The following is a 1,804-nucleotide window of genomic DNA, read 5'->3' on the forward strand; positions in this document are numbered from 1 at the left end:
TCTTCAGCCGCGTCCCGTAGGGCATTCCTGTGACCGCCTCGGCGATCAGCCCGACGACGACGTTGTCCGTGTTGGAGTAGGTATACTGGGTGCCGGGCGTAAACTCGAGCGGGTCGTTGCGGACCCAGCCGATGATCTCAATGGGCTGCACGTAACCTTGAGGATTGGTCGCGACCTGCTCGGCCAAGCCCTTGGAGTGCAAGTAGTCGGGCAGGCCGCTGGTGTGATTCAGCATCTGGCGGACCGTGACGGCCGACCATGCCGCCGGCAGATCAGGCAGGTGCTGGCCGATGGTGTCGTCGAGGCCGAGCCGGCCCTTCTGGACGAGGTGCAGGGCAATGGCGCCGTTGAATGCTTTTGAGATGCTGGCGATGCGCATGTATTGGTCGACCCCCAGCGCCTCACCCGATATGACATCGGCGCGCCCCGCTGTGAGTACGGTCATGCGACCGTCGCGGTAGAGCGTGGCGATCGCGCCGGGAGGTCCATCCTCTGCATCGAGGAGCTCCTGTAGTCCGGCCTGGACCTTTGCATCGGCTGTGCTCAACTGAGCCGCGGTTAAGCCGGTCGAGCGTGCCGGGCCTTCGCTATCAGGATGTTTTACATAGAGATCCGGATTCATCTCTTCAGAAGACACGATGACTTCGTCATTGACGCCCAAGTCAATATAATCATCGGTAATTGAAAAGCCTGCCAGAAGCTGTTTGTCCGTGAGAGGATACCAGGAGCCGAGTTCGTGCGAGTAGGCGGCAATGGCCAGCATCGCGAGTTCACGATTGCTATACAGGTCGACTTCATAATCTTCGACCAATTTGCCATCGGAATATTTCTTATATCCATCAATGTAAGGATCGCGGGAATTGTCGCCTCTATACTTATCCACAATGTCGCCGACGGTGACCTTAGACTTGTTTCCGTGGAAATAGATCTTGCGGAGGAGAAAACCCCAAGCAGCTACCCCATACTCTGGGGTTTCATAAATGGCAGTTTGGTTGCCGTACCGGTCTGGCAGAGTGCAACCCACATATCCTCTCATGCTGTCTCGCTGCCATTTCGAGATGTTTATGGCGCCGGGATTGTTTGTTCGAAGGGCCCTCCGAGTAAGCGCATTTGAGGAACTATAGTCAGCGTCCGGCAGGCTGCTAAAGAAATTGCCGATCCCGACCAGACTTCTGAAGTTGAATTCAGTAGCTTCAGGATATTTCGCATCGTCGCGAAATGGCGGGGCTAGACTGCGCGCCTTGTTCGCTTGCCAAAACGGCAGCCCGAGTGCACTACCGGTCTGCATCCCCACTGTGCCGTCAACGGGCATTCCATATGTGCTCTGGAAGGACTTCACAGCGCTTGCTGTCTGCGAACCAAACACTCCATCAATCGCTGAGGCGTAAACAGATTTGTCCGTGAGTACGCTCTGTAGAAGCGCAACCCTACGATCAAGAACGTTGCTTCGTGTTTGCTGAAAGACCGGACCGACGGGTTGACGCTTGTCGCTGATGCTGAAGTTGCTGACCCATTCGCTCGACCCGGAATAATCGTCAGGTGCTCCGCATTTCAGGGGATTCGCTGCGCTAACTTCATCCGGGCTTTCAAAAGCGAAGGCCGGACCGGAAGGCAAGAGGGCCAGGAGCGCAATGCCAAGCCAACCGCCCATCCCCGGCCTGAAACAACCGCCTATCATTTGGCGACTTCACCGCATGCGTCGACTGCATCGGTCTTCGACATGCATCCTCCGATCTTCGGCGAATGTCAGTTCGCCTCCTTAACCGACATTCTCGTCTCCCGAGCACATTTTCCATATCATCCA

1 protein-coding gene is annotated in these 1,804 nt (G+C 56.3%); it reads right to left on the reverse strand.

Going from position 1 to position 1,804, the window contains the following annotated elements:
- The coding region (locus tag EOA22_RS32220) for a serine hydrolase (protein WP_127390535.1) at positions 1–1,651 on the reverse strand (1,651 nt) is incomplete at its 3' end.
- Positions 1,652–1,804 lie beyond the last annotated feature (153 nt).

It is taken from the genome of Mesorhizobium sp. M7A.F.Ca.US.014.04.1.1, assembly GCF_003998745.1.
GTDB lineage: Bacteria > Pseudomonadota > Alphaproteobacteria > Rhizobiales > Rhizobiaceae > Mesorhizobium > Mesorhizobium ciceri.